Raw genomic sequence first — 25,050 nt, 5'->3', positions numbered from 1 at the left:
CGATGAAACTCTTGGAAGTCACAGACCTGCAGGTCCATTTTCAGACGGATCGAGGCGTCAACCGCGCGGTTGACGGGCTTTCCTTTGCCATTGATCAGGGTGAGGCGCTGGCCATCGTTGGCGAATCCGGATGCGGCAAATCCGTCACGTCGATGTCGATCCTGCGCCTACTTCCGACGCCACCCGGCAAGATCGCCGGTGACATCATGTTTCGCGGCAAGGACCTGTCGCAAAACTCCGAACGCGAGATGCGCCGCCTGCGCGGGGGTGAGATCAGCATGATCTTTCAGGAACCCATGTCCTCGCTGAATCCTGTCTACACCATCGGGAAACAGATCGGCGAAGCCGTGCGCCTGCATACCAGGGTCGGCACGCGCGAAGGTCGCAAACGCGCCATAGAGATGCTGACACTTGTTGGCATTCCATCGCCGGAGCAGCGGGTTGACGAGTACCCGCATCAACTCTCTGGCGGAATGCGTCAGCGCGCGATGATCGCGATGGCGCTGGCGTGCAATCCGGCATTGCTGATCGCAGACGAACCCACCACCGCTCTGGATGTGACCATTCAGGCGCAAATTCTCGATCTATTGCGTGACCTGCGCAAACGCACCGGAACCGCGATCCTGCTGATTACGCATGATCTGGGTGTGGTTGCCGAATTCGCGGAACGGGTGCTGGTGATGTATGCGGGGCGCAAGGTGGAAGAGGCGAGCGTGACGGACCTATTTGCCGATCCCCGGCATCCCTATACCAAAGGTCTGATTAATGCGGTGCCAAAACTGGGCCATGCGCGCAGCGGCGCGGGCCAGGGGCAATTGGCTGAAATACCCGGCCGTGTTCCGGACCTGACAGAACCAGTGCACGGGTGTGTCTTTGCCCCCCGCTGTCCTCGTGCCGAAGCAGTGTGCAGCCGTATCGACCCCGCACTTGAGCAAAAGGCGCAGGATCATTTCGCCGCCTGTCATTTCGCCTCGAAGGGGGAGTTGAACGCCAGTGTCTGACACCCGGCCAGATAACACTGCACTCGTCGAAGTGCGGGATATGAAGAAGTATTTTCCGATCCCCGGCGGATTGCTCGGCCGCGCGGTCAATCATGTCAAGGCGGTGGACGGGGTAAGCTTTGCAGTGCATCGGGGAGAGACGTTGTCGCTTGTGGGGGAATCCGGTTGTGGAAAATCCACTGTCGGGCGTTGTGTCGCGCGCCTGCTGGACCTGACATCGGGCGCGTTGATGCTTGACGGCAAACGGATCGACGGGCTGGCCGAAAGCAGCCTCAAACCCTTTCGCAAGCGGCTCAACATCGTTTTCCAGGATCCGTTTTCCAGCCTGAACCCCCGCATGACGGTTGAGGCGCTGGTATCAGAACCCTTACGCAGCCACGGGCTTGTATCATCGCGAGCCGAACGGCACGAGCGCGTGGCAGAACTGCTGGAAACGGTGGGCCTTTCGCCCGACATCATGGACCGGATGCCGCACCAGTTCTCGGGCGGGCAGCGACAGCGCCTGTGCATCGCGCGGGCGCTGGCGTCAGAACCCGAATTTATCATTTGTGATGAAGCCGTCTCTGCGCTGGATGTGTCGGTGCAGGCCCAGATCATCAACTTGCTGATGCGTTTGCAGCGCGATTTGGGCCTTGCGATCCTCTTTATCTCGCATGATCTGGCAGTGGTCGAACATCTGAGCGATCGCGTTGCTGTCATGTATCTGGGCCGGATCATGGAAATCGCGGACCGCGATACGCTGTTCACCGCGCCCTGCCATCCCTACACACAGGCGTTGCTGTCAGCCGTGCCATTGCCTGATCCAATGGCGCATCGCGACCGGGTGATCCTGAAGGGTGAAGTGCCAAGCCCGATCAACCCGCCCAGCGGTTGCCCGTTTCGCACGCGCTGTCCGATTGCAATGGAAATTTGTGCGCGCGAACGTCCAGAGTTGGTTGAATTCGCCCCCGGTCAGAGCGTTGCCTGCCATTATCCGAACACGGCCCGAGACTGACAGGTCGCTTAGTTCTTCAGCCCATAGGCTAACCGAATCGCCTTTTGCGTTCCGGGACCGAACTGTCCATCAATGGCGCCTGCATAGAATTCGAAATCCTTCAGTCGGGCCTGCAGCGCGCGACGGGTCTGAGGGCTGAACATATTGGGACGGGTTGTAAGCAGGTCAAGCACATCCGAACTCCCCGACCGCAGGGCGGAATAGAGATAGTCTGCGGCGTCGCCGGGGCCTTTGCTTTCAATCAGTCCGTCATCGATCAGGGCCGCAAAATTGAACAGGGCTTGCGGGTGTCGCAGGTCGGCGGCACGCTCAAACAGTTCCAGCGCCTTTTGCGGATTGGCAGGCAGGCCCAACCCGCCTTGATAATGCATGAAACCGAGATCGTTAATCGCATCCGCATAATCCTGCGCGGCCGAAGCTTGATAGAGTTCAAGCGCTCGTGCTTCATCGACCGGAACACCGGTGCCGCGCTCATAGATTTTGGCAAGTTCAAACTGCGCCTCGGCAGACCCGGCGGCAGACGCCTTTTCAAGGAATGCGACGGCCTGTTCCGGATCAAAGCGCCCTTCGTTGGGGTTGAGCCTCATATAGGCAAGGCCCAGCATCGAGCGGGTGTCGCCAAGTTCCGCAAGGGCGAGTAGCTGATCTTCCTGATCGGGTTTGATCGCGGCCCATGCGGCCTGACCGGCAATGCCCGAAACGTCGACTTGACCATCTGCAGCCCCGGCCAGATAAAATGGAATACCCGTTAGCGAGCCGTATGTATGCGGCTCTTGCAGGTTTTTGGTTTCCTGCAGAACCATGTCGCGCACCTGACGGAACATCAGGCTGATTTCCAATCCGGGCTCCGCCATCTTGGAAATCAGCGCCTGCGCATAGGGACTGTTTTCGCCGGTTCCGTCCAAGGCAACCTGACCGTCCCGCGCGGCGAATGCCACCAGAGTCCCGCGATCGGGGCGGGCCGGGGCCAGACCGCCTCCACCGCGGGTAGCCTGATCGGTGGTTTGAGTCGGGGCAGGTGCCGAAGCGGAGAGGTCGATTGCATCGCCTAGTGGATTGTCCCGGCAACTGTCGAGAATGACGATCCGCATCTTGCGGGCATGTTCGACCGAGGCGAGCAATTGCTTGAGAGAGATCGACTGGCGCTGCACATCCAGATTCGAGCCGATTTCTGCATCGACGGGGATCAGGAAGTTTTCACCCTGCACCTCGACCCCGTGACCGGCAAAATAGATCAGGGCAAGATCGGCCGTTTCAGATCGAAAGGCAAAATCGTCCATCAACTGGCGCAATTCGTCGCCGGTTGCGTCGAGCGACAGCGTGACGTCAAATCCGATGCCTTCCAGAGTTTGGGCAATGGCGCGGGCATCGCTGCGGGTGTTGTCGAGAGGTTCGATGGACTGATACGCGCCAAGGCCCAAGACCAAGGCAACCCGTTCGGTGGCCGCCACAGCGCCTCCGGCAATTGCACAAAACATGCAAACTGCGATAAATCTGATCGCCAAACCCATTTCGTTTCCTACCAAAGTATTCGCACCCGCAGGCGCTATCCTATCGCAATCGAACGGGAATTACAGGTCAGTTATTCGTGACCTTGGCCGCCATGTCGATGTCGCGAACAGGCAAGACAGTTGGCCAGCTGCGTACCCATCCTGCGACAAGAGGATGTGGAGCGCGAAGATGGCATCTTCGACCTTTAACCATTTGCTGGAGGAGGCCCGCAAGGTCCACGCCGCACACCCGGCCTTGCGTGATTTTTGCCCGTTTCCGGGTGATTTGCAACCGCAGCCTTTGACACCGCATCGCATCGGAGGGGCAGACCTGATGGCGCATGACCCCGGAACATCCGATGCGGACCTGATGCCGTTACGCGATGCATTTCTGGCCGGGGCGGATGATGCGACCTGGCGCGAAACCTATCGCGATACCAACATCGGTGACGATTTCCTGTCGCGGTTTGGCTGCTATTGCCTGATCGGTGAGGGCGGCGGGTGGAGTAGCGCGCAGATGGCAAGTTACGTGGTCTATATGCCGCCGGGGCTGTATTACCCTTGGCACCATCATCCGGCGGAAGAGCTGTATCTGGTGTTGTCCGGTCAGGCCCAATTCCATCGTGCCGGAGAGGGTTCTGAAGCCCTTGTATCAGGCGACAGTTCTTTTCATGGCTCAAACCAGTCTCATGCGATGCAAACTTTCGATCATCCGGTTATGGCCTATGTGCTTTGGCGTTCAAATCTGGACGTGCCGCCGGTTCTGACACAACCTGAAGCGTTCGCAGTGATCAACTGACGCCGGCAACGACCTTTTGCGCCGGACGCACCAGCCCGCCAAGCGCGATAATGTGATCCACGACCTTCTCCACGCCTTTGCCCGATTTGACCTCGGCAAACACGAACGGGCGGGAACCGCGCATCCGGGCGGCGTCCCTGTCCATCACGTCGAGAGAGGCCCCGACATGGGGGGCAAGATCAGTCTTGTTGATGATCAGCAGGTCGGATTTGGTGATCGCCGGGCCGCCCTTGCGGGGGATTTCTTCGCCGGCAGCGACGTCAATGACGTAAAGCGTGATATCCGCAAGTTCCGGGCTGAACGTGGCAGACAGGTTATCGCCGCCGGATTCGATCAGCACAATTTCCAGATCGGGAAACCGGTCCGACAATTCGGCAACCGCGGCGAGGTTGATCGACGCATCTTCGCGGATCGCCGTGTGAGGGCATCCGCCGGTTTCCACGCCCTTGATCCGCTCCAGCGGCAGAGCCTGCATGCGCATCAATGCTTCGGCGTCTTCCTGCGTATAAATGTCGTTGGTGATTGCCGCGATCGAGAAGTCATCGCGCAGCGCGCGGCAGAGAGCAGCGGTCAGGGTGGTTTTGCCAGCGCCCACGGGGCCGCCGATACCAATACGCAAGGGACCGTTCTGGGATGTCATGAGCGAAAGAGCCTCGAATATTGGGTTTCGTGTTTCATTGATGCAATGTCGGCGGCAAAGCAGCAACTGCCGATATCATCCAGTGTTTGGGTTTGCGCAGTTGTGGCAAGCGTTTCGCACAACGGCGCAACAGCGGCCAGCGCGGCCTGACCTTCGGTCTGACCCAATGGAACCAACCGGATTGCGGCAGAGGTCAGGTTGCCCGCAAAGGCATGCAGGTACATCGCCAGCGTTTCACCCAATGGCAGGCCAAGCATCCGCGCGGCGGCGCCTATGGCCACCGGATAGCAGAGATCCGAGAGCGGCGCGGGCCAGATGTCGGATGTCAGGCTGGAAAAGGCTGTGCCTTGCAGGGAGGTTTCCATCAACCGCTCTTGCGACGGGGCCAGCGCGCGGGCGGTTGCGTCGATCTCCGCTATGGTTGCCGCGTCCGATGCGCCATAGGCGGTGGCAAGCAGAATGGTATCGGACTGACCCGAGCCATGCGTCAGGATATCTGTCAGCCAGCCCTGAAACGACGGCGCATCAGAAACATCGCCGCATTCAACCGCCCATTCCAGCCCGTGTGAATAGCTGAACGCGCCGACCGGGTAGGACGGCGAAAGCCACTGGGCCAGCGTCAGCAGGGCGGCAGTGTCAGTGGGCATGGGAATGCGTTCGACCATGCCCATAGGCGCCGCCTTCGGGGGTGAAAGGTTCGGTGATTTCGCGGGTCTCGGCACCAACCTTGGCGAGCATGTCGCGAATGACGTGATCGCGCTGAATCAGCAGGCGGTCAGTCTCGATCTGGCAGGGTGTGTGCCGGTTGCCGATATGCCAGGCAATTCTTGCCAGATTGTCGCCGGTCACTTCGAGCAGGGGTTCAGGTGCCGCGAAAACATGGACCTCTTCGCCAGAGTCCAGAATCAGCGCAAATCCGTGTCCGAGAGATGTGGTTTTGGGGAGATCTACCAGCAGCGGCTGGCCGTCGTCCAGATACAGCACCTTGCGGCGGAGAAACCGTGCATCATAGTCCAGATGTACTGTGCCAAAGGGGACAGTGCTGTGGCAATGATCGCTATAGGTGTGGGCGGATATCGGGGGGGCGGTCATGACCGCCCCCCGATTGTTGTCAGGCCCAGAATACGTCGTGAAAGACGTGACGCGCGATTTCCGAACGTTTCAGTCCGCGCTCTTCCAGTTCTTCGTCGCTGAGACGTTGCAGCGCTTCGACCTGACGGACGCGCGCATTCGACGTGCTCATGGCAACCAGCGCATTTCCTATAGCGGAAAAAAAGCGGCTGATCGGATTGCCCGCAGGGGCAAACGCTTGGTGGGTTGCAGTATAGTGTGACATTGGAAACAATTCCGGTCGTGTTGTGGTCTCCTCCCGTGCCACAGAGGTAGGACTCGGGCGGACCATCTTCTAGGCGTATTTTCGAATAGCCGCTGTGCATTCTGGGCATGGCTGGGCGCGTTGCCGCCCGCAGCCTATCCCACTTGGACCATCCGAATACCTGCCTTAGATGTGCAGCAGGTCGCGATACACGTGATGCACGATATAGTCGCGTTTCACACCGATCTCGGCGAGTTCTTCGTCGGTCATGGCGTTCAGTCTGTTGATTTGGTCCATCCGCGAGCGTCGCTCGGCATAGCTGATGAAGCCGCGCTTCAGGGCCTCGCCAAAGCTGCGCAGACGCGATGAGACGTGGGACGCTGTTTGGTTGGAGATTGAAAGTGCAGTCATTGGAAACCTCGATCATATTTGTTTCAGGTTTCCTCCCTTGTATATATGGATAGCATCTGGGGCTTACTGTGACCAATGCCGATGCCGAATGGTCGCTATGCACGTGCAGCATTTCTTGTCTAACCTTTTGCATCAGAACAGGAAATATCGCTGCGCCATTGGCAGAACTTCGGCGGGTTGGCAGGTCAAAAGCTCGCCATCGGCCCGAACTTCGTAGGTTTCCGGGTTCACATCGATCACCGGCGTTGCGTCGTTCAGGATCAGGTCCTTCTTGCCAATGTTGCGCGTATTCCTCACGGCGGCGGTGTTCTTGGCGAGGCCAAGTGACGCCCCGATCCCATCGGCCTGCGCCGCGTCAGAGACAAAGATGATGGCCGAACGTTCGACCGAACGCCCGTAGGCTCCGAACATTGGCCGGGAATAGACCGGCTGCGGGGTCGGGATCGACGCGTTGGGGTCGCCCATCTGCGCACAGGCGATGGTGCCGCCCAACAGGACCATTTCCGGCTTTACCCCGAAAAATGCCGGATCCCACAGGACGAGGTCGGCGCGCTTGCCTTCTTCGATGCTTCCGATCTCGTGGCTCATGCCGTGGGCTATTGCGGGGTTGATGGTGTATTTGGCGATGTATCGACGGACGCGCAGATTGTCGTTGTCGCCCTTTTCGTCGGGCAGCGCGCCACGCTGTTTCTTCATTTTGTCAGCGGTTTGCCAGGTTCGGATGAGGACTTCGCCCACCCGGCCCATCGCCTGACTGTCCGACGCGATGATCGAAAACGCGCCCATATCGTGCAGAATATCCTCGGCAGCGATGGTTTCGCGCCGGATGCGGCTTTCGGCAAAGGCGACGTCTTCCGGGATGGACTTGTCGAGGTGGTGACAGACCATCAGCATGTCAAGATGTTCTTCCAGCGTGTTCACCGTAAAGGGGCGCGTCGGGTTGGTCGACGAGGGCAAAACATGATCTTCGCCGCAGATCTTGATGATGTCGGGGGCATGGCCGCCACCCGCACCTTCGGTATGAAAGGCGTGAATGGTGCGACCCTTCATGGCCGCGACGGTGTTTTCCACAAAGCCGCTTTCGTTCAGGGTGTCGGTGTGGATCATCACCTGCACATCCATGTCGTCAGCGACTGACAGACAACAATCGATCGCAGCGGGGGTTGTGCCCCAATCTTCGTGCAGCTTCATCGCGCAGGCACCCGCATTGACCATCTCGACCAGGGCAGCGGGCTGGCTGGCGTTGCCCTTGCAGGACAGGCCAAAATTCATCGGAAAGGCGTCAAGCGCCTGCATCATCCGCCCGATATGCCAGGGTCCCGGTGTGCAAGTCGTGGCCAACGTACCATGCGCCGGCCCGGTGCCGCCGCCCAGCATGGTGGTGACGCCGGAGTGCAGCGCGTCCTCAATCTGTTGCGGGCAGATGAAATGGATATGGCTGTCAAAGGCACCTGCTGTCAGGATGCGACCTTCGCCGGCAATGGCCTCGGTGCCGGGGCCGACGATGATGTCCACACCGGGTTGCGTATCGGGGTTGCCCGCCTTGCCGATCTTGTGAATGCGCCCATCCTTCAGGCCGACATCCGCCTTATAGATACCCGAATGATCGACGATCAGCGCGTTGGTAATGACAGTGTCCACCGCGCCACCGGCCCGCGTGACCTGAGACTGGCCCATGCCGTCGCGGATCACCTTGCCGCCACCAAATTTGACCTCTTCGCCATAGGTGGTGAGGTCGCGCTCGACCTCGATGATCAGGTCGGTATCGGCCAGCCTGACCCGGTCCCCGGTGGTGGGGCCAAACATGGCGGCATAGTCGGCACGGGCGATGGTGGCGGGCATAGGTGCTCCTGTTCAAAGGATGTTGTTGACGAAAAGCCAGAAGGCGGCAGAGGCAAGGCATGCGAACACCCAATAGGCACCCGACGTCACCTCGATGGCCCGGCGCAGGGGGGCGCGCTGAACATCCAGCCGGTTGAACCCGATCTCGGGTGTGGCAAGCAGCGTCTGTTCGACGGTCTTCAGATGATCGACCGAGCTGAAGATCACGAAATACAGCGTCAGGCAGCGCAGACCGGCCAGCGATACGATGATGAAGGGAATTGCGCTGACGTAGATCTGCGCCCGCTCAATGCCCTCGGTCAGCCCGGAGATCGAAAACGAAGCAAAGGCCGCAGCGCCTGCGATGGCGAACCGTTCGGTTGCGGTGACAAGCGACACATAATGCCGAATTGCGGATCCGAGTTCGCGATACTCGGCCAGTGCGAAATCCTTCTCGAACTCCGGTGTGGACAAGGCCGAATTCATGCCTCGTCCGCCTGAAACACCGCGTCCACCGGCGTCTGCAACCCGGTCACAAGCGCGTTGGTTTGCGCAGCCATGCCGATCACCGCGAGCAATTCGGCATGCATTTCGGGTGTCATGCCCTTGGCCGTGGCGGCTGCGGTGTGGGAATGCACGCAGTATGAACAGCCATTAGCGGTCGAAACTGCGACATAGATCATTTCCTTGACCAACGGATCGAGCGCGCCGGGCGCCATCACTACCTTGAGCCGGTCCCAGGTGGCGCGCAGCAGCGCCGGGTCATTGGCAAGCGAACGCCAGAAATTGTTGATGAAATCCGTCTGGCGGACCGCGCGGATTTCATTGAAGACAGCCAGCGCCTCGGCGCTGACCTCTTCGTCTGACAAGAGAGAAACGGTTCCCATCAGATCATCGCAAAGATGCGGGCCTGGCCGCCGGTGCCGCCAACAACCTTGGGTGCGCCGACCACAAGCGTGGCGCCGGTTGCAGGCATCTGGTCCAGCCCGGCAAGGCACTCGATGCCATAGCGGTTCGACGGCAACCATGCGTAATGCGTCGCGAAATCCTGGCTGGCCCCGTGATCCAGTGAAAGCGTGTCCACCGCAATTGATACAGCGCCGGTATTTTCCATCAGCATCTGCGCCGCCTCGACGTGAAAGCCGGGATAATGCTGTATCCCGTCGGCATCGGCATTGCGGAAATCCGAGCCCGGCGCTTTGGGTGCCCATCCCGAATGCATTGCAACGCAAGCTCCGTCGGGGATCTCGCCATTGGCTGAAATCCATGCCGTTAGATCGTCGGGCGTGACCATCGTATCAGCATCCTCTGCCGCGCGCGCCGCAATATCGACCACGCAGAGCGGGCAGATCAAGTTGCTGACAGGAATTTCGTCGACTGAGCTTCCATCGGCCGAGAAATGCAGCGGTGCGTCGATATGGGTGCCAGCGTGTTCATTGGTCGTCAGATTGTAGAGATTGAAGCCGTCCTTGGCGAAATCAAAAGCCTTGTCATAGGAAATACCCGGCGCGCCGTCCCAGGTCGGAAAGCCCGCGTCAAAGGCATGGGTCATATCCACCACGCCGCCGTGCCCGGCCGCCATCGCTGGTGTCGTTGCGCCACCGGTCAGTGCTGCAGCCGCCGTTGCCACCGCGCCCGCCTTGAAGAAAGAGCGGCGGGACAGCATCTTGTCCTTGACCGCGTTCATCACACATACATCACACATGGTTCGTCTCCCTGACTTTGTTGTGTTTGGCGAGAGCCGCCGGTTCTCAGCCTAGCACGACAATTGCGTGATCAGTCCAGCATTCCCATGACCGCTTGATTGAAGCCAAAGACCTTGCGGTCACCGGCCAGCGGCATCAGATTCACCTCGCGGCGCTGGCCGGGTTCAAACCGCACCGCCGTGCCCGCCGCAATATCAAGCCGGCAGCCACGGGCGGCGTCCCGGTCAAAATCGAGCGCGGCGTTGGCTTCGGCAAAATGATAATGTGACCCGACCTGAACTGGGCGATCGCCAGAATTGGCCACCATCAGTGTAATCGCCGGGCGATCCGCATTCAGGGTCAATTCACCCTCTGCGACAAGGACCTCTCCGGGGATCACTTGTTACGATTCCGGATGGCCACCGCAGCGGCGAGCGCACTGACGATCAGCGTCAAACCCATGATGAGAGTCATGTGGTCGGTCTCATGGACATGGATTTCGCGGGCTGGATGCGCCAGCGCGGGACTGGACATCAAGGCAAGCAGCACGAGTGGGAGGCGGATCATGGGAATACTCCGGTTCTTTGGGTCAACGGATAGGGTCGTGGACGGTCACCAGTTTGGTGCCATCAGGAAAGGTCGCTTCGACCTGAACTTCGTGGATCATTTCGGGGATGCCGGACATGCACTGATCGCGGGTGATGATCTCGGCGCCGGCCTGCATCATCTCGGCCACGCTGCGCCCGTCGCGGGCGCCCTCGACAACGGCATCGGTGATCAGGGCAATCGCTTCGGGATAGTTCAGTAGGACGCCGCGCGCCAACCGCTTGCGCGCGACTTCGGCGGCCATGGCGACCAGCAGTTTGTCTTTTTCCCGTGGGGTCAGTTGCATGTCAGAGTATCCATGTTCGGGGAAGGTCAGAAACGCCGAGATGGCGCAAAAGCGGGATCAACGACCGGCGCAGTGTAAAACCATCCGAGGCCAGCAATCGTGCATAGAGCAGACCGTCGCGGATCAGGCTGATACCACCGGTTTCGGGCAAGAGATCACGTGCAGATGTGAGGTAACGGTCGGCATCCGGTGTGGCGAGAACGATGCTCGCCATTGCGCCACAGCCACCGCCGGTCGCGGTGCCTTTCAGGATCGCCTCGGCATCACCGTTCAGCGTCGTGCGGTCGGAAAACAGCGTTTCACCATCGCGGATCACGTCAATCCGATCACAAAACCGCAAGTTTCGCACGCGCTCACCCATTGCGGCACGACCAAAGATCACCGGCTCGACCAGTAACGCGTGCGCATCTGCAGCAATCTCGACGGTCAGGCGCCGGATCAGGGCGGCACCATCATAAAGAATGGTCTCTTGCGGCAGCCAGTCACAGCGCCCGCCAGCCTCGATCTTGATGTGGTTTTTGATATGCCCGATCTCCCCGGGTTGCGCGCGATAGGCGCGCTCAGCCGCTTGCGTTGTAAGGACCAGCTGAGCACCGGACTCTACGTGCGCATCCAGATCGAACCGATCGCCACCGGTGACGCCGCCCGCCGTATTCAGGATCACACCGGTCTTGTCGGTGCGCCCATACCCGCGCGGGAACAAGAGCTTTAGCGACCCCTTTTGATGCAATCCTCGCAAAACGCTGACATCCCCACGCGTGCCGATGCGAACCTGCGCGGCGCCAATGGCGCGCGGCTGGGTCGAAGGAGTGGCGATATTTGCGGCGGTATTGATCGGAAACTCCTGAAAGTCTCGGCAGTGGGGGCAGTTCTTGGACGATTTGCAGGCATTTCAGAGGGCGAGTCAGCGAAAATCGCTAATTCGGGCACCAATCGCCCCGGTAATTGTGCGAAAAATAGGCAAATTGAACGGGGGTGATCAATTTTTGCGCTATCGCGCGGCTTTACTTGCCCAAACCCCGCCAAACGCTTGCCTGAACTGTGCGGGATTGGGTTGATGCGGGCATCCAAGCCTGCCGCGACCTGCGTGTCTGGCGTTGGGTGTGTGACGGCCCACGACGTGGAAATCAGGAAGGCCGCCACACGTTTGCAACACTTATGTTGCAGGGCATAACTAGGCCTCCCTTGGCTGCCGTTCAAGGAGTGTCGCCTTCGCCCTGCATGGAGGAATCCATGAACTATAAATCCACTGCTTTGGCCGCGACATTTGCCCTGGGGGCCCTATCTGCTCCGGCCTTTGCCGAAGATCCGATCAAGGTTGGCGTGCTGCATTCGCTGTCCGGCACGATGGCGATCTCGGAAACCACCCTCAAAGACACCATGCTGATGCTCATCGACGAGCAGAACAAGAAAGGCGGCATTCTGGGTCGCCCAATCGAAGCCGTGGTGGTCGATCCGGCCTCTGACTGGCCGCTGTTTGCCGAAAAGGCCCGCGAATTGCTGAGCGTTGAGGACGTTGACGTGATCTTTGGCAGTTGGACGTCGGTCAGCCGCAAATCCGCGCTTCCGGTTCTTGAGGAACTGAACGGCCTGATGTTCTATCCGGTCCAGTACGAAGGCGAAGAAAGCTCCAAGAACGTATTCTATACCGGCGCCGCGCCCAACCAGCAGGCGATCCCGGCAACCGACTATTTCCTTGATGAATTGGGTGTCGAAAAATTCGCGCTGTTGGGCACAGACTATGTCTATCCGCGCACGACCAACAATATTCTTGAAAGCTATCTCAAGGGCAAAGGCATCGCGGAATCCGATATCTTTGTGAACTATACGCCATTCGGTCATTCCGACTGGTCCAAGATTGTTGCCGACGTTGTGGCACTGGGCGCGGACGGCAAAAAGGTCGGCGTGATCAGCACCATCAACGGTGACGCCAATATCGGGTTCTATAAAGAACTCGCTGCTGCTGGCGTTTCTGCCGATGATATTCCCGTCGTGGCCTTCTCGGTCGGTGAAGAAGAACTCTCTGGCCTGGACACCACGAACCTTGTCGGCCATCTCGCCGCCTGGAACTACTTTCAGTCCGCCGACAGCGAGCTGAACGATGAATTCATAGAAAAATGGAAAGCCTTTGCCGGTGAAGAGCGCGTGACAAACGACCCGATGGAAGCCCATGTCATCGGCTTCAACATGTACGTCAAGGCGGTCGAAGCTGCAGGCACCACCGATGTGGATGCCGTGCGCGAGGCGATGTACGGGCTCGAAGTGCCGAACCTGACCGGCGGTACAGCTGTAATGCTGCCGAACCACCATCTGGCCAAGCCGGTTCTGATCGGTGAAATCCAGGATGACGGGCAATTCGACATCATCAGCCAGACCACAGAAGTTCCGGGCGATGCATGGACCGACTTCCTGCCGGAATCGGCTGTACTCAAATCCGATTGGCAAGAGCTGGATTGCGGTATGTACAACACCGAGACAGAGACCTGCGTGCAGACCCTGTCTAACTACTGATCCGGTATCAACACGCGAGAGGGGGGCAACCCCCTCTCAAAAAAGGCTTTTCTCAAATGCGCAAACTATGTTTGGCCCTCATCGGGGTGTTTCTGCTTGGCTCGGCGCTTGTGGCGCAAGAGACGCCCGAACCTCTAAGTATAGGGCCGGTGCAGTCGCTGCTTCAGGCGCACGAGGCGCAGATCGCAAAAAGCTCGCGCAAAACCATTCAGCCGGTGATCGACACGCTGGTCGCCAGCGGCTTGCCCGAGATCGAGACCGTTCTTGCCACATGGCAAGCGCGCGAGATCTGGCAGCGCAAGGATGATGGGCTGTTCTTCGCGGGCACCGAAACTGAAAAGCGCATCTATCAACTAACCGACTTTGATACGGGCGAATCGATCGGCGAATTTCCCAAATCTGAGTTGCGGCAGGTTAAACCCAACAGCGGTGTGCAGGGTTTGATCGGGACCGCGCTGGTTCAATTCCAGTTAAACAGCCCTGACCCTGCCACGCGAATTGGCGCGCTGGATGCCTTGGCCCGCGCGACAGAGGAATCGCTGCTGGCCCCCTTACGGGCCTCGATCGACCCAGAGCCTGATCCCGAGATCAAGGCGCGTAAGGAGCGGTTGGCGACGCTGTTGACGATCGCCTATGACAGCGACGAGGCCACCCGCATTGCGGCGATTACCGAGGTGTCGGACGATCTGTCTGTCGATGTGCGTGCCACGCTCAACCCGCTCCTAACAACGCGATTGGCCTTAGCGGAAACGCTCCCGCAGGATCAGAACATTGCGCGCGTGCTGACGGTTGGTTCTGATATTCCCGAAGATGAGGCCTATGCCCTGCTGGTTGCGGGTGATGCGGCACCGGCCCTGATCACCGACAGTGAAATCCGCGCGGCACTGGCCGATAACATCGCCGAAGGCCGCGTTGGCGGGGTGCCGTTGGCCGCGTTGTCGGATCCCGAGGCCCGGTACCGCGCCTATGACGCGCTTGCCGAGGCGGGAATTGTCCCGCCAAGAACCGGCACCGCCGAACAGGAAACGCTGCTAGCCTCGAACGTCTTTTACAACGTTTATGACGAACCCTCGGCCGCGATCACCGATGCCGCATCCGAGGCGCTGTCGTCGATTGAAACCCGTGTGCAGGTCAACCAGGCGCTTGATCTGGGTCTTGATGCGCTGTCTCTGGCGTCGATCTATTTCCTCGCCGCCATCGGGTTGGCGATCACCTTTGGTGTGATGGGCGTGATCAACATGGCGCATGGCGAGTTCATCATGATGGGCGCCTATACCGGTTATGTCGTGCAACAGGTGATCCCGGACTACACCGTGTCGATCCTTGTGGCCCTGCCGCTGGCCTTTGCGGTCACATTCGCCGCCGGGGTCGCGATGGAGCGGTTGGTAATCCGTCATCTCTATCATCGTCCGTTGGAAACGCTGCTGGCGACATTCGGCATCTCGATCGCATTGCAACAGATCGCCAAGAACATCTTTGGCACACAGGCGCGGCCACTGACCTCGCCCGGCTGGCTGGATGGGGCGTGGGTGCTGAATGACGTGGTGTCGATCAGCTATATCCGCATCGCGATCTTTGTGTTGGCGCTGATCTTTCTTGCGCTGTTCCTGTTCATCATGCGGCACACGCGTCTGGGTCTGGAAACCCGCGCGGTCACGCAGAATCCGCGCATGGCGGCCAGCATGGGCATCAATCCGGACCGGGTGAATATGCTCAGCTTTGGCCTTGGGTCGGGCATTGCCGGTGTCGCCGGTGTCGCCATCGGGCTCTATGCCAAGGTGACCTCGGAACTGGGCAGCGACTACATCGTGCAAAGTTTCATGACCGTTGTGGTTGGCGGCGTCGGCAATATCTGGGGCACGCTTCTGGGCGCCACCATGATCGGTTCGCTTCAAAAGAGCATTGAATGGCTGAACCCGTCCAACACGCTGGCGGCACAGACTTACATGATCGTCTTCATCATCATCTTTATCCAGTTCCGTCCGCGCGGCATCATCGCGCTGAAGGGCCGGGCGGCGGGGGATTAAGCCGATGCAACGCAGTTTCCTCTTTCGCAATCCGTCGGTATTGGTGTTCATCGCCTGTCTCGGCCTCTTTACCCTGCTGGTCACCGTCCTGTCCGAGGGGTTGGGTATCGGGGTCATCTCGACCTCGTTCGTCAAGACACTGGGCAAGACCCTGTGCCTGTGCCTGATCGCTATCGCGATGGACCTCGTCTGGGGTTATGCGGGCATCCTCAGCCTCGGCCATTTCGCCTTCTTTGGGCTGGGCGGCTATATGATCGGCATGTGGCTGATGTACGAGCGCACACGCGATATCGTGGTAAACTCGCTGGCCGACGTAGAAATCCCGCCAACAGCGCAAGAAATCAGCGACGCCATCGGCAATCAGATTTTCGGCGTCGTGGGCAGTTCGGATTTTCCGGCGATCTGGGCCTTTGCCCCCAGCCTGCCGGGGCAATTGTTGTTGGTGGTTCTGGTGCCGGGCTTGTTGGCGCTGATCTTTGGCTGGCTTGCGTTCCGCAGCCGCGTCACCGGTGTTTACCTGTCGATCCTAACGCAAGCGATGACTCTGGCACTTGCGCTCTACCTGTTTCAAAACGACAGCGGGTTGCGCGGCAACAATGGTCTTTCCGGTCTGCAAAACCTGCCGGGTGCCGAGGGTGTCCCGCAATCGCTTATCTCCATCTGGTTCCTGTGGGGGTCGGCGCTGGCGCTTGGCTTAGGGTACATCCTGCTGGCTTGGGTTGTTTCAGGCAAATTCGGCAGCGTCATTCGCGGCATTCGCGATGACGAGGCACGGGTGCGGTTCCTTGGTTATTCGGTCGAAGGTTACAAGCTGTTTGTCTTTGTGCTGACCGCAGTCATCGCGGGCATCGCCGGGGCGCTCTACTACCCGCAAGCAGGCATCATTAACCCCGCAGAATTGGCTCCGATTGCCTCGATCTACCTGGCAGTTTGGGTGGCGATCGGCGGGCGCGGACGGCTTTATGGCGCGGTCATCGGCGCCGGGTTGGTCTCGCTCATCTCCACATGGTTCACGTCAGGGCAGGTGCCACCGATCAACCTGGGCTTTTACACCATCAACTGGGTGGACTGGTGGCAGGTCGTTCTGGGACTCAGCTTTGTCCTGGTCACGCTCTATGCGCCCAAAGGCATTGGCGGTCTCTTTGACATCATCTCAGGCGCATTGCCCCCCCGTCGTCACGGGGCCGATCTTGGCCCGGATGACGGTGCCTTGCGCGAACGGGAGGCCGAGCAATGAGTACGCTTCTCGAAGTATCCGGCGTCACGGTCTCGTTTGACGGATTCCGTGCGATCAACAACCTGTCATTCCAGATCGGCAAGGCCGAAATGCGGGCCATCATCGGCCCCAACGGCGCGGGCAAGACCACGTTCATGGATATCGTCACGGGCAAGACGCGGCCTGATACTGGTCGGGTCATCTGGGGCGACAAATCGGTGTCGCTGTTAAAAATGTCCGAGGCTCAAATAGCCCGAGCAGGGGTGGGGCGCAAATTCCAACGCCCGACGGTGTTCGAAGATCAAAGTGTGTTTGATAATCTGCTGCTGGCGCTCAAAAAGGATCGCGGGCCGTTATCGGTGCTGCTCTACCGGCAGGGTGCGCGCGATCAGGAGCGTGTGCGCGAACTTGCCAAAGAGATCGGGCTTGCCGATCAGCTCCCGCGCAAATCCGGCGAACTCAGCCATGGGCAGAAACAATGGCTCGAGATTGGCATGTTGCTGGCGCAGGACCCGCAATTGCTGCTGGTTGATGAACCGGCAGCGGGCATGACACTGGAAGAGCGCGAACATACCACCGCGCTGCTGGTTCAGGCCGCCAAGACCCGTGCGGTCGTGGTGGTGGAGCATGACATGGAATTTGTGCGCCGCCTGAATTGTAAGGTGACAGTCCTGCACGAAGGCGCGGTTCTGGCCGAGGGCAGCCTTGACCATGTCACCGCAAACAAGGACGTCATCGACGTCTATCTGGGACGCTAGAGATATGCTGAAGACCGACAATCTCTCACTGCATTATGGCGGATCGCAGATCCTCTATGACATCAACATGACCGCCGATGTCGGGCAGGTCACCTGTGTTATGGGCACCAATGGTGTCGGCAAGACCAGCTTGCTCAAGGCCATTTCAGGCACCCATCCGCGTTCTTCGGGAAACGTCGAACTGGATGGTGAGACACTTGGTGTCTTGCCCGGGCACGCGATGGCACGGCATGGCGTTGGCTATGTGCCGCAGGGGCGCGACATCTTTCAGCTTTTGACCGTGAAAGAAAATTTGGAAACCGGATTTGCCTGCCTGCCGCGGTCCGAGCACAAGGTGCCTGACGAAATCTATGAGCTGTTTCCGGTCCTCAGCGATATGTCCACGCGGCGCGGCGGCGATCTGTCGGGCGGACAACAGCAACAACTTGCCATCGCGCGGGCTCTTATCACCCGTCCCAAGTTGTTGCTGTTGGACGAGCCGACCGAGGGCATTCAGCCAAACATCATCCAGCAGATCGGGCGAGTCATCGAACACCTGCGCGACAAGGGCGACATGGCGATCGTGCTGGTTGAGCAATATTTTGATTTTGCCTATGACCATGCGGATCGTTTTGTGATCCTGCGGCGCGGCGCGGTGATTCAGGAAGGCACCAAGGACACTCTGTCCCGCGAAGATCTGGTTGCCGCCGTCTCGGTCTGATCCACATTATTCATTTCTTTTGACGCGAGCATAAGCTGCACGTCCGGTTTGACCGGGCGTGCTTTGCCGTGGCTGACTGAATTCGGCGTCTGGCCACTTGAAATTTTGTGGAATAGAGTTCCGCACAGTGAAATCCACAGATTCGCCTTCCGTACGCCGCGTAACTTTGATGACGTGATGTTCGGGATTGATCCAGACGCCGCATTCGCACATCTTGCGGTCAGATAGTCTAACGGGGGGAGCCGCATGACAGACGCCATTGGTTACGAGCTGGATGGAGACATTGCCATCCTGAAGGCGCAGAATCCGCCGGTCAACGCCTTGGGGCACGCCGTAAGAGTCGGTTTGGTTGACGGAATCGAACGCGCCGAACAGGACGGGGCCAAGGCAGTTCTGATCTACGGTGACGGCTCAACCTACTTCGCCGGGGCCGACATTCGCGAATTTGGCAAGAAACCGCTGGAACCAGGGTTGCCCGGCGTCTGTGACCGCATCGAAGCCAGTCCGCTGTTGGTGGTGTCGGCGATGCACGGCACGGCATTGGGCGGCGGGCTTGAGGTGGCGTTGTCCACCCACTACCGCATCGCCGTGCCTTCGGCCAAAGTTGGTTTGCCTGAGGTTCTGCTGGGTATCCTGCCGGGTGCTGGCGGCACGCAGCGGCTGCCACGGGTGGCCGGGGTCGAGGCGGCGCTCGACCTGATCACCACGGGGCGGCATATCAAGGCGGACGAGGCGCTGAAGCTTGGCATCATCGACAAGATCGAGTCGGGCGAGCCGCGTGAAATAGGGCTGGCCTATGTGCGCGAGCTGATCGACACAGGTGCGACGCGCCGCCCGGTCAGCGAAATGGCCGCTCCCGAACCGGTGGAATTCGATGCGGTCTATGACGCGGTGTTGAAAAAAGGCCGGGGGCAAGTGTCACCGGCAACGGCCGTGCGGGCGGTTCAGGCGGCCTGCGAATTGCCGTTCAAGCAGGGCATGGCCCGCGAACGCGAATTGTTTATGGAGCTGATGAATACAGATCAGCGCGAAGGTTTGATCCACGCGTTCTTTTCCGAGCGCGCAGTGTCCAAACTGCCGGAGCTCAAGGGCGTTGAGCCGCGTCCTCTGAACGCGATCGGCGTCATCGGTGGCGGCACCATGGGGGCGGGCATCGCCACCGCTGCGTTGCTGTCTGGTCTGACTGTGACCATGCTGGAGATGTCGCCAGAGGCCGCCGAGGCCGCGAAAGGTCGGATTTCTGGCAATCTTCAAGGCGCCCTGAAGCGCGGTAAGATCAGCGCCGAACAGTTCGAAGCCCTGACCGAAAAGGCGCTGACGCTGGCGACCGATTATGATGCGCTGAAAGACGCGGATCTGGTAATCGAAGCGGTGTTTGAAGAGATGGAAGTGAAGAAGAAGGTCTTCTCCCAGCTTGATGCCGTGTGCAAACCGGGGGCGGTATTGGCCACCAACACCTCCTATCTGGATGTGAACGAAATCGCGGCCATGACCTCGCGCCCCGCCGATGTGATCGGGCTGCACTTCTTCTCGCCCGCGCATGTGATGAAACTGCTTGAGGTGGTCGTGGCGGACAAGACCGCGCCAGATGTGGTGGCAACCGGTTTTGCGCTTGGCAAACGCCTTCGCAAGATTAGCGTGCGCGCCGGGGTTTGCGACGGGTTCATCGGCAACCGTATCCTGTCGACTTATCGCACCTGCGCCGATCATATGATTCTGGATGGGGCCAGCCCCTATCAGATCGATCAGGCGCTTGAAGCGTTCGGGTTTGCGATGGGGCCGTTCGCGGTCGCCGATCTTGCAGGGCTTGATATCGGCTGGGCTGTGCGCAAACGCAAACGGGCAGAGGGGCTGGACCCTCGGGCACGCGACAGTTCCTATGCAGACAAGTTGTGTGAAGATGGGCATTTCGGGCAAAAGACTGGCAAGGGCTATTACGACTATGCCGCCGGGCCACGGTCGCGGGTGCCGAACCCCGACGTTTTGCCACTGATCGAGGCCGAACGCGCTGCGCAGGGGATCACCCCGCGTGAATTCAGCGACGAAGAAATCGTGCGCCGCTACATGGCGTCGATGGTCAACGAGGCCGCCAAGGTCGTGGGCGAAGGCATCGCGCGCCGTCCGCTGGATGTCGATATGACGTTGCTCTTTGGCTACGGGTTCCCACGCTATCGCGGCGGGCCGTTGAAGTGGGCGGATCTGGAAGGGCTTCCGGAGCTTTTGGCTGATATCCAGTCATGGTCCGAGGAAGACCCCTATTTCTGGCAGCCCGCGCCGCTTTTGGAAAAACTGGTGGCAGAAGGCCGCAAATTTGATGATCTGAACAAGGACGCCTCGTGATGAAACAAGCCGTAATCGTATCCACCGCCCGCACGGGATTGGCCAAATCCTTCCGCGGCTCTTTCAACCAGACCCACGGCGCGACCATGGGTGGCCATGCCGTCCAGTCTGCGGTGGAGCGCGCAGGACTCGAGGGCAGCGACATCGAAGATTGCGTCATCGGATGTGGATTGCCCGAGGGCGAGACAGGGGGCAACATCGGTCGCCAGATCGCCATTCGTGCCGGGTTGCCGGTGACGGCATCGGGCATGACAGTGAACCGGTTCTGTTCTTCGGGCCTGCAATCCATCGCCATTGCGGCGAATGCGATCACCCAGGAAGGTGCTGGACCGATGGTCGCTGGAGGTGTCGAGAGCATTTCGATGGTGCAATCCAAAATGCGTCCGGCGCCGGACCCATGGCTGCTGGAGCACAAGCCGGCGATTTACATGACCATGATCGAGACCGCAGACATCGTGGCGAAACGATATGATCTGAGCCGGGAATATCAGGACGAATATGCGCTGCGCAGCCAACAGCGCATGGCCGAAGCACAGCAGACCGGCAAATTCGACCACGAGATCGTTCCAATGAACGCGACCATGGCAGTCAAGGACAAGGAAACCGGCGAAATTTCGCATAACGAGGTTGTCGTTGATCGGGACGAGTGCAACCGTCCCGGGACCACGCTGGAAGGATTGGCCGGGCTGGACCCGGTGCGCGGGCCGGGCAATTTCGTGACCGCAGGCAACGCCTCGCAGCTCTCTGATGGTGCGGCGGCCGTGGTGTTGATGGAGGCGGCAGAGGCCGAGAAACGCGGGCTGGAACCGCTCGGCGCGTTCAAGGGGTTTGCCGTCGCTGGCTGTGAACCCGACGAAATGGGCATCGGTCCGGTATTTGCCGTGCCGCGCCTGCTGGAACGCCACGGGCTGAGTGTCGATGATATCGACCTGTGGGAATTAAACGAAGCCTTTGCCAGTCAGTGTCTCTATAGCCGCGATCGGCTGGGCATCGACCCGGAGAAATACAACGTGAACGGAGGCTCGATCGCGATCGGTCATCCGTTCGGGATGACGGGCACGCGGGTGACCGGCCATCTGTTGCTGGAAGGCAAGCGGCGCGGCGCCAAGCTGGGTGTGGTGACCATGTGCATCGGCGGCGGAATGGGCGCGGCAGGCCTGTTCGAAATCTACTGACGCCAGCGGCGTGCACCCGCCCCATCGAGGGCCGGGTGCGCGCGGTCCGGCACGGTGTGCCGGACTCCCCCGGACGGACGTGCTGTGAAAAGAGGAGAGCACCCATGGACCTGAGCTATTCCCGCGAAGACATCGCCTTTCGTGACGAGGTTCTAGCGTTTCTGGACGAGAAGCTGCCAAAGGACCTTGCCGAGAAACTGCGCCTTGGCGGAAATCCGGACAAGGCGGAACAGGAAAACTGGCACGCGATTCTGAACGAGCGCGGCTGGCTTGCGCCGAACTGGCCCAAAGAATACGGCGGCTGCGAATGGAACGCCGTGCAGCGACATATCTTTGAGGAAGAATGTGCCTTTGCCAACGCCCCGCGCGTTGTGCCCTTTGGGTTGTCGATGTTGGCCCCTGTGCTGATGAAATTCGGCAGCAAGGAACAATGCGATCATTTCCTGCCCCGTATCCTTGATGGAACAAACTGGTGGTGCCAGGGCTATTCCGAACCGGGTGCAGGCTCGGATCTGGCCAGCCTGAAAACCCGTGCGGTGCGTGATGGCGACCACTATATCGTCAACGGTCAAAAGACATGGACGACACTGGGTCAGCATGCCGACTGGATTTTCTGCCTTGTGCGCACCGACCCGGATGTAAAGCAGCAGGAAGGTATCTCGTTCCTTTTGATCGATATGAATACACCGGGTATCGAGGTGCGCCCGATCATCCTGTTGGATGGCACGCACGAGGTGAACGAGGTGTTTTTCGACGACGTCAAGGTGCCTGTCGGGAACCTTGTGGGCGAAGAGAACAAGGGCTGGACCTATGCCAAGTACCTGCTGACACATGAGCGGACCAACATCGCTGGTGTCGGTTTTTCCCGAGCAGGGCTTGCGGGGGTCAAGCGCATGGCGCGGGCCGAAAAATCTGGCGGTCGCCCATTGATCGAGAACCCGCATTTTCAGGCCCGCGTTGCCAAGGTCGAAATGGACCTGATGGCCATGGCCACAACGAACCTGCGGATCATCTCAAAGGCGGCGGTCGGACAGGCGCCGGGGGTTGAAGCGTCGATGCTCAAGGTGAAGGGCACGATCATCCGGCAAGAGATCAACGATCTCGCGCGTCGCGCCGCTGGTCCATATGCCATGCCTTTTGTGTCCGAGGCGATTGAGGGTGATAACGACCCGGTCGGACCCGATTATGCAGGGCATCTGGCAGCGGAGTATTTCAACTATCGCAAGCTGTCGATCTTTGGCGGGTCTAACGAAATCCAGCGCGGCATCATTGCCAAAGTCAAGATGGGGGGCTGAGCCATGAACTTTGACCTGACAGAAGAGCGGCAGATGTTGCAGGATACCCTGCGCCGGTTTCTCGCGGATCGGTACACCACCGAAACCCGCAACAAGATCATCGAGTCTGACTCTGGTATGAGCGAGGACATCTGGTCCAGTTTGGCCGAGCTCGGCGTGATCGGTGCGTTGTTCACCGAAGCTCAGGGTGGTTTTGGCGGTGCCGGCTTTGATATCACGACGGTTTTTGAGGAACTTGGCCGTGCCGGTGTGGTCGAACCTTTTCTCGAGACTGCCGTCTTGGGCGGTGGTTTGATCGCGGCACTTGGCACCGAGGATCAACAGACCCTGATCGAAGATGTGATCGGCGGCGGCCTGCATCTGGCCCTCGCCCATGGCGAACCGATCAGTCGATACGACCTGACACGGGTCGAGACTACGGCAAAAACCGAAGGTCATGATATCGTCCTGAACGGGCGCAAGGCCGTTGTCGCCAATGCCGAGGCAGCGAGCCAGATCATCGTGTCTGCCCGCGAGAGCGGGGCGGCGGATGACGCCGATGGCATCTCGCTGTTTCTCGTTCCCGCAGATAGCAGCGGTCTGACGTTGCGCGGTTATCCGATGCTTGCGGGTGGGCGCGCTGCTGAGGTCACGCTCGACAATGTCCGCGTTGACGCATCCGCCCGGTTGGGTGCCGCCGGGGCGGCATGGTCCGCGATTGCAAAGCAGGTGGCCGTTGCCAACGTCGCGATTGCGGCCGAGACGCTGGGCGCGATGGAAACCGCCACCGAACTGACGCGCGAGTATCTGATGACACGCAAACAGTTTGGCCGCCCGATTGGCACCTTCCAGGCGTTGGCGCATCGTTTTTCCGACATGCTGATCGAACTGGAGCAGGCCCGATCTGCCGTGATCAACGCCGCGGGACACCTTGAGGATCCGGACCGCGACCGACAGATTGCTGCCGCGCGCAGCCTGATCGGGCGGGTGGGCCGACTGATTGCCGAGGAAACGATCCAGATGCATGGCGGCATCGCAATGACGCAGGAATATGAACTGGCCCATATCGCCAAGCGGATTGTGATGAACGACCATCGGTTAGGCGATACGGACTATCATTTGGAACAGTTCATTGCCCTCAGCGCCGCCTGAAACCAGCAGTCACACACCGGTCGCGCCGACCAGCGGCGCGCACCTGTTGATCGGCTATGAGGTCGATCTGTGTGATGACGGTACGGCCCGGGTCACGCTCGACGTTCTGCCCAAGCATCTCAACCGGAATGAGACGTTGCATGGCGGTATCATCGCGATGATGCTCGACGCCAGTGCCGGATTTGCCGCGTCGCTGGTGCGAGGCGGCGATTTGAGCCCGGTGTTGACCGTGGCGCTGAACACGCAGTTTCTCGCCGCGGCCCGACAGGGGCGGGTGGTTGCCACGGGAACGGTCAAGCGCGCGGGGCGGTCGATCTGTTATGCAGATGCTGAAATGCGCGATGCCGATGGCACCCTGCTCGCCACCGGCAATGGTGTCTTCAAATACTTACAAAGGGAGCCTGCATCGTGACGTTGGCAAGACTGGATGATCTCGGCGACCGGTTGGTTGTCGTCAACAGGAACACCACGCGGCGCGGCGCACTTTCGCCCGAACTCTACGCGACCATCATGGAGGCAATGCATCAGGCCACCGCCCCGCGCATTCGCGCGGTGATCCTCACGGCCGAAGGCGGTTTTTTCTGTGCTGGCGGTGATCTCAACGTTTTGATCGAACGGCGCACCCTGTCCGAGGCCGAACGCCGCGACAAGATTGATGACCTTCACGACCTGATCCGGGTCATCCGCAGTTGCCCGGTTCCGGTGATTGCGTCGGTCGAGGGCGGTGCGGCAGGGGCGGGCGCATCGCTGGCGTTAGCTTGTGATCTGATCGTTGCAGCCAAAGGGGCCAAGTTCACCGCTGCCTATGTCAAGGCAGGGTTGGTGCCCGATGGCGGGCTGACCTCGGCG

General features: G+C 59.7%; 28 protein-coding genes. 14 read left to right on the top strand and 14 right to left on the bottom strand.

Annotated elements, in window-relative coordinates; all coding sequences use genetic code 11:
- The first annotated feature begins 2 nt into the window (after positions 1–2).
- Positions 3–1,001 carry an ABC transporter ATP-binding protein gene (locus tag ABJO75_RS18150; RefSeq protein WP_348133521.1) on the top strand — a complete coding sequence of 333 codons (999 nt, stop codon included), beginning with the start codon at positions 3–5 and terminating at the stop codon, positions 999–1,001.
- A gap of 40 nt (positions 1,002–1,041) precedes the next feature.
- Positions 1,042–1,995 (top strand): oligopeptide/dipeptide ABC transporter ATP-binding protein, encoded by a 954-nt coding sequence (locus ABJO75_RS18145; protein ID WP_348133970.1) that lies wholly within the window; start codon positions 1,042–1,044, stop codon positions 1,993–1,995.
- An 8-nt stretch (positions 1,996–2,003) separates the two neighbouring features.
- Here ABJO75_RS18145 and ABJO75_RS18140 read toward each other — a convergent pair whose 3' ends face one another.
- A complete protein-coding gene (locus ABJO75_RS18140) occupies positions 2,004–3,446 on the bottom strand; it encodes a caspase family protein (RefSeq protein WP_348133524.1) in 1,443 nt (480 codons plus the stop codon).
- Between the two features lie 229 nt (positions 3,447–3,675).
- Between ABJO75_RS18140 and ABJO75_RS18135 the strand changes: the two genes are divergently transcribed.
- Complete coding sequence (locus ABJO75_RS18135) at positions 3,676–4,284, top strand: dimethylsulfonioproprionate lyase family protein (protein ID WP_348133527.1); 609 nt, start codon at positions 3,676–3,678, stop codon at positions 4,282–4,284.
- Here the strand turns inward: ABJO75_RS18135 and ureG are convergent.
- The 13 genes from ureG to ABJO75_RS18070 form a co-directional block, all read right to left on the bottom strand.
- Positions 4,277–4,924, bottom strand: coding sequence for an urease accessory protein UreG (gene ureG / locus ABJO75_RS18130; RefSeq protein WP_348133530.1), 648 nt, complete (start codon positions 4,922–4,924; stop codon positions 4,277–4,279). The two genes, ABJO75_RS18135 and ureG, sit on opposite strands and share 8 nt — an antisense overlap.
- Entirely contained in the window at positions 4,921–5,595 is a 675-nt protein-coding gene (locus ABJO75_RS18125; protein WP_348133533.1) for an urease accessory protein UreF, read from the bottom strand. Before ABJO75_RS18125 ends, ureG begins: the two co-directional genes overlap by 4 nt.
- The gene (locus ABJO75_RS18120; RefSeq protein WP_348133536.1) at positions 5,561–6,016 is read right to left on the bottom strand and encodes an urease accessory protein UreE; all 456 of its coding nucleotides are present in this window, start codon (positions 6,014–6,016) and stop codon (positions 5,561–5,563) included. Before ABJO75_RS18120 ends, ABJO75_RS18125 begins: the two co-directional genes overlap by 35 nt.
- Before the next feature lie 19 nt (positions 6,017–6,035).
- Positions 6,036–6,260, bottom strand: a complete 225-nt coding sequence (locus ABJO75_RS18115; protein WP_348133538.1) for a DUF1127 domain-containing protein — start codon at positions 6,258–6,260, stop codon at positions 6,036–6,038.
- Positions 6,261–6,425: 165 nt separating this feature from the next.
- A complete protein-coding gene (locus tag ABJO75_RS18110; RefSeq protein WP_348133541.1) occupies positions 6,426–6,650 on the bottom strand; it encodes a hypothetical protein in 225 nt (74 codons plus the stop codon).
- Positions 6,651–6,782: 132 nt separating this feature from the next.
- The gene (ureC, locus tag ABJO75_RS18105) at positions 6,783–8,492 is read right to left on the bottom strand and encodes an urease subunit alpha (RefSeq protein ID WP_348133543.1); all 1,710 of its coding nucleotides are present in this window, start codon (positions 8,490–8,492) and stop codon (positions 6,783–6,785) included.
- A 12-nt stretch (positions 8,493–8,504) separates the two neighbouring features.
- Positions 8,505–8,957: a hypothetical protein gene (locus ABJO75_RS18100; RefSeq protein ID WP_348133546.1), complete on the bottom strand. Its 453-nt coding sequence runs from the start codon at positions 8,955–8,957 to the stop codon at positions 8,505–8,507.
- Positions 8,954–9,358 carry a carboxymuconolactone decarboxylase family protein gene (locus ABJO75_RS18095; RefSeq protein WP_348133549.1) on the bottom strand — a complete coding sequence of 135 codons (405 nt, stop codon included), beginning with the start codon at positions 9,356–9,358 and terminating at the stop codon, positions 8,954–8,956. Before ABJO75_RS18095 ends, ABJO75_RS18100 begins: the two co-directional genes overlap by 4 nt.
- A complete protein-coding gene (locus tag ABJO75_RS18090) occupies positions 9,358–10,176 on the bottom strand; it encodes a cyclase family protein (protein ID WP_348133552.1) in 819 nt (272 codons plus the stop codon). Before ABJO75_RS18090 ends, ABJO75_RS18095 begins: the two co-directional genes overlap by 1 nt.
- A gap of 71 nt (positions 10,177–10,247) precedes the next feature.
- Positions 10,248–10,556 carry an urease subunit beta gene (locus ABJO75_RS18085; protein WP_348133554.1) on the bottom strand — a complete coding sequence of 103 codons (309 nt, stop codon included), beginning with the start codon at positions 10,554–10,556 and terminating at the stop codon, positions 10,248–10,250.
- Complete coding sequence (locus ABJO75_RS18080; RefSeq protein ID WP_348133557.1) at positions 10,553–10,723, bottom strand: hypothetical protein; 171 nt, start codon at positions 10,721–10,723, stop codon at positions 10,553–10,555. The genes ABJO75_RS18085 and ABJO75_RS18080 overlap by 4 nt, the downstream gene beginning before the upstream one ends.
- A 22-nt stretch (positions 10,724–10,745) precedes the next feature.
- Entirely contained in the window at positions 10,746–11,048 is a 303-nt protein-coding gene (locus tag ABJO75_RS18075; RefSeq protein ID WP_348133560.1) for an urease subunit gamma, read from the bottom strand.
- A gap of 1 nt (position 11,049) precedes the next feature.
- Positions 11,050–11,787, bottom strand: coding sequence for an urease accessory protein UreD (locus ABJO75_RS18070; RefSeq protein WP_348133562.1), 738 nt, complete (start codon positions 11,785–11,787; stop codon positions 11,050–11,052).
- Between the two features lie 494 nt (positions 11,788–12,281).
- On the opposite strand from ABJO75_RS18070, the gene urtA reads away from it, so the two are divergent.
- The 11 genes from urtA to ABJO75_RS18015 form a co-directional block, all read left to right on the top strand.
- Complete coding sequence (gene urtA, locus ABJO75_RS18065) at positions 12,282–13,559, top strand: urea ABC transporter substrate-binding protein (RefSeq protein ID WP_348133565.1); 1,278 nt, start codon at positions 12,282–12,284, stop codon at positions 13,557–13,559.
- A gap of 56 nt (positions 13,560–13,615) precedes the next feature.
- Positions 13,616–15,586 (top strand): urea ABC transporter permease subunit UrtB, encoded by a 1,971-nt coding sequence (gene urtB / locus ABJO75_RS18060; protein WP_348133567.1) that lies wholly within the window; start codon positions 13,616–13,618, stop codon positions 15,584–15,586.
- 4 nt (positions 15,587–15,590) lie between these two features.
- Positions 15,591–16,823 (top strand): urea ABC transporter permease subunit UrtC, encoded by a 1,233-nt coding sequence (gene urtC, locus ABJO75_RS18055; RefSeq protein WP_348133570.1) that lies wholly within the window; start codon positions 15,591–15,593, stop codon positions 16,821–16,823.
- Positions 16,820–17,560 carry an urea ABC transporter ATP-binding protein UrtD gene (gene urtD, locus ABJO75_RS18050; protein ID WP_348133572.1) on the top strand — a complete coding sequence of 247 codons (741 nt, stop codon included), beginning with the start codon at positions 16,820–16,822 and terminating at the stop codon, positions 17,558–17,560. The genes urtC and urtD overlap by 4 nt, the downstream gene beginning before the upstream one ends.
- A 4-nt stretch (positions 17,561–17,564) precedes the next feature.
- Complete coding sequence (gene urtE, locus ABJO75_RS18045; protein ID WP_348133575.1) at positions 17,565–18,260, top strand: urea ABC transporter ATP-binding subunit UrtE; 696 nt, start codon at positions 17,565–17,567, stop codon at positions 18,258–18,260.
- A 246-nt stretch (positions 18,261–18,506) separates the two neighbouring features.
- The gene (locus tag ABJO75_RS18040) at positions 18,507–20,600 is read left to right on the top strand and encodes an FAD-dependent oxidoreductase (protein WP_348133576.1); all 2,094 of its coding nucleotides are present in this window, start codon (positions 18,507–18,509) and stop codon (positions 20,598–20,600) included.
- Positions 20,600–21,775, top strand: a complete 1,176-nt coding sequence (locus tag ABJO75_RS18035; RefSeq protein ID WP_348133579.1) for an acetyl-CoA C-acyltransferase — start codon at positions 20,600–20,602, stop codon at positions 21,773–21,775. Before ABJO75_RS18040 ends, ABJO75_RS18035 begins: the two co-directional genes overlap by 1 nt.
- Positions 21,776–21,879: 104 nt before the next feature.
- Positions 21,880–23,070, top strand: coding sequence for an acyl-CoA dehydrogenase family protein (locus tag ABJO75_RS18030; RefSeq protein ID WP_348133582.1), 1,191 nt, complete (start codon positions 21,880–21,882; stop codon positions 23,068–23,070).
- 3 nt (positions 23,071–23,073) lie between these two features.
- A complete protein-coding gene (locus ABJO75_RS18025) occupies positions 23,074–24,201 on the top strand; it encodes an acyl-CoA dehydrogenase (RefSeq protein WP_348133585.1) in 1,128 nt (375 codons plus the stop codon).
- Positions 24,182–24,613: a PaaI family thioesterase gene (locus ABJO75_RS18020; RefSeq protein ID WP_348133588.1), complete on the top strand. Its 432-nt coding sequence runs from the start codon at positions 24,182–24,184 to the stop codon at positions 24,611–24,613. Before ABJO75_RS18025 ends, ABJO75_RS18020 begins: the two co-directional genes overlap by 20 nt.
- Positions 24,607–25,050: enoyl-CoA hydratase-related protein (locus ABJO75_RS18015; protein ID WP_348432527.1), on the top strand; the 444-nt coding region annotated here is incomplete at its 3' end. The genes ABJO75_RS18020 and ABJO75_RS18015, both read left to right, overlap by 7 nt.

Origin of the sequence: Sedimentitalea sp. (assembly GCF_039973035.1) — a bacterium.
Lineage (GTDB): Bacteria > Pseudomonadota > Alphaproteobacteria > Rhodobacterales > Rhodobacteraceae > Sedimentitalea.
The sequence above is the reverse complement of the archived record's forward strand: the minus strand, read 5'-3'. Positions and strand labels throughout refer to the sequence as shown.

Excerpts from the sequence above, each read along its gene's own strand:
- ABJO75_RS18150 (WP_348133521.1), top strand. The coding sequence starts at position 3 with ATGAAACTCTTGGAAGTCACAGACCTGCAGGTCCATTTTCAGACGGAT.
- ABJO75_RS18145 (WP_348133970.1), top strand. The coding sequence starts at position 1,042 with ATGAAGAAGTATTTTCCGATCCCCGGCGGATTGCTCGGCCGCGCGGTC.
- ABJO75_RS18135 (WP_348133527.1), top strand. The coding sequence starts at position 3,676 with ATGGCATCTTCGACCTTTAACCATTTGCTGGAGGAGGCCCGCAAGGTC.
- ureG (WP_348133530.1), bottom strand. The coding sequence starts at position 4,924 with ATGACATCCCAGAACGGTCCCTTGCGTATTGGTATCGGCGGCCCCGTG.
- ABJO75_RS18125 (WP_348133533.1), bottom strand. The coding sequence starts at position 5,595 with ATGGGCATGGTCGAACGCATTCCCATGCCCACTGACACTGCCGCCCTG.
- ABJO75_RS18120 (WP_348133536.1), bottom strand. The coding sequence starts at position 6,016 with ATGACCGCCCCCCCGATATCCGCCCACACCTATAGCGATCATTGCCAC.
- ABJO75_RS18115 (WP_348133538.1), bottom strand. The coding sequence starts at position 6,260 with ATGTCACACTATACTGCAACCCACCAAGCGTTTGCCCCTGCGGGCAAT.
- ABJO75_RS18110 (WP_348133541.1), bottom strand. The coding sequence starts at position 6,650 with ATGACTGCACTTTCAATCTCCAACCAAACAGCGTCCCACGTCTCATCG.
- ureC (WP_348133543.1), bottom strand. The coding sequence starts at position 8,492 with ATGCCCGCCACCATCGCCCGTGCCGACTATGCCGCCATGTTTGGCCCC.
- ABJO75_RS18100 (WP_348133546.1), bottom strand. The coding sequence starts at position 8,957 with ATGAATTCGGCCTTGTCCACACCGGAGTTCGAGAAGGATTTCGCACTG.
- ABJO75_RS18095 (WP_348133549.1), bottom strand. The coding sequence starts at position 9,358 with ATGGGAACCGTTTCTCTCTTGTCAGACGAAGAGGTCAGCGCCGAGGCG.
- ABJO75_RS18090 (WP_348133552.1), bottom strand. The coding sequence starts at position 10,176 with ATGTGTGATGTATGTGTGATGAACGCGGTCAAGGACAAGATGCTGTCC.
- ABJO75_RS18080 (WP_348133557.1), bottom strand. The coding sequence starts at position 10,723 with ATGATCCGCCTCCCACTCGTGCTGCTTGCCTTGATGTCCAGTCCCGCG.
- ABJO75_RS18075 (WP_348133560.1), bottom strand. The coding sequence starts at position 11,048 with ATGCAACTGACCCCACGGGAAAAAGACAAACTGCTGGTCGCCATGGCC.
- urtA (WP_348133565.1), top strand. The coding sequence starts at position 12,282 with ATGAACTATAAATCCACTGCTTTGGCCGCGACATTTGCCCTGGGGGCC.
- urtB (WP_348133567.1), top strand. The coding sequence starts at position 13,616 with ATGCGCAAACTATGTTTGGCCCTCATCGGGGTGTTTCTGCTTGGCTCG.
- urtC (WP_348133570.1), top strand. The coding sequence starts at position 15,591 with ATGCAACGCAGTTTCCTCTTTCGCAATCCGTCGGTATTGGTGTTCATC.
- urtD (WP_348133572.1), top strand. The coding sequence starts at position 16,820 with ATGAGTACGCTTCTCGAAGTATCCGGCGTCACGGTCTCGTTTGACGGA.
- urtE (WP_348133575.1), top strand. The coding sequence starts at position 17,565 with ATGCTGAAGACCGACAATCTCTCACTGCATTATGGCGGATCGCAGATC.
- ABJO75_RS18040 (WP_348133576.1), top strand. The coding sequence starts at position 18,507 with ATGACAGACGCCATTGGTTACGAGCTGGATGGAGACATTGCCATCCTG.
- ABJO75_RS18035 (WP_348133579.1), top strand. The coding sequence starts at position 20,600 with ATGAAACAAGCCGTAATCGTATCCACCGCCCGCACGGGATTGGCCAAA.
- ABJO75_RS18030 (WP_348133582.1), top strand. The coding sequence starts at position 21,880 with ATGGACCTGAGCTATTCCCGCGAAGACATCGCCTTTCGTGACGAGGTT.
- ABJO75_RS18025 (WP_348133585.1), top strand. The coding sequence starts at position 23,074 with ATGAACTTTGACCTGACAGAAGAGCGGCAGATGTTGCAGGATACCCTG.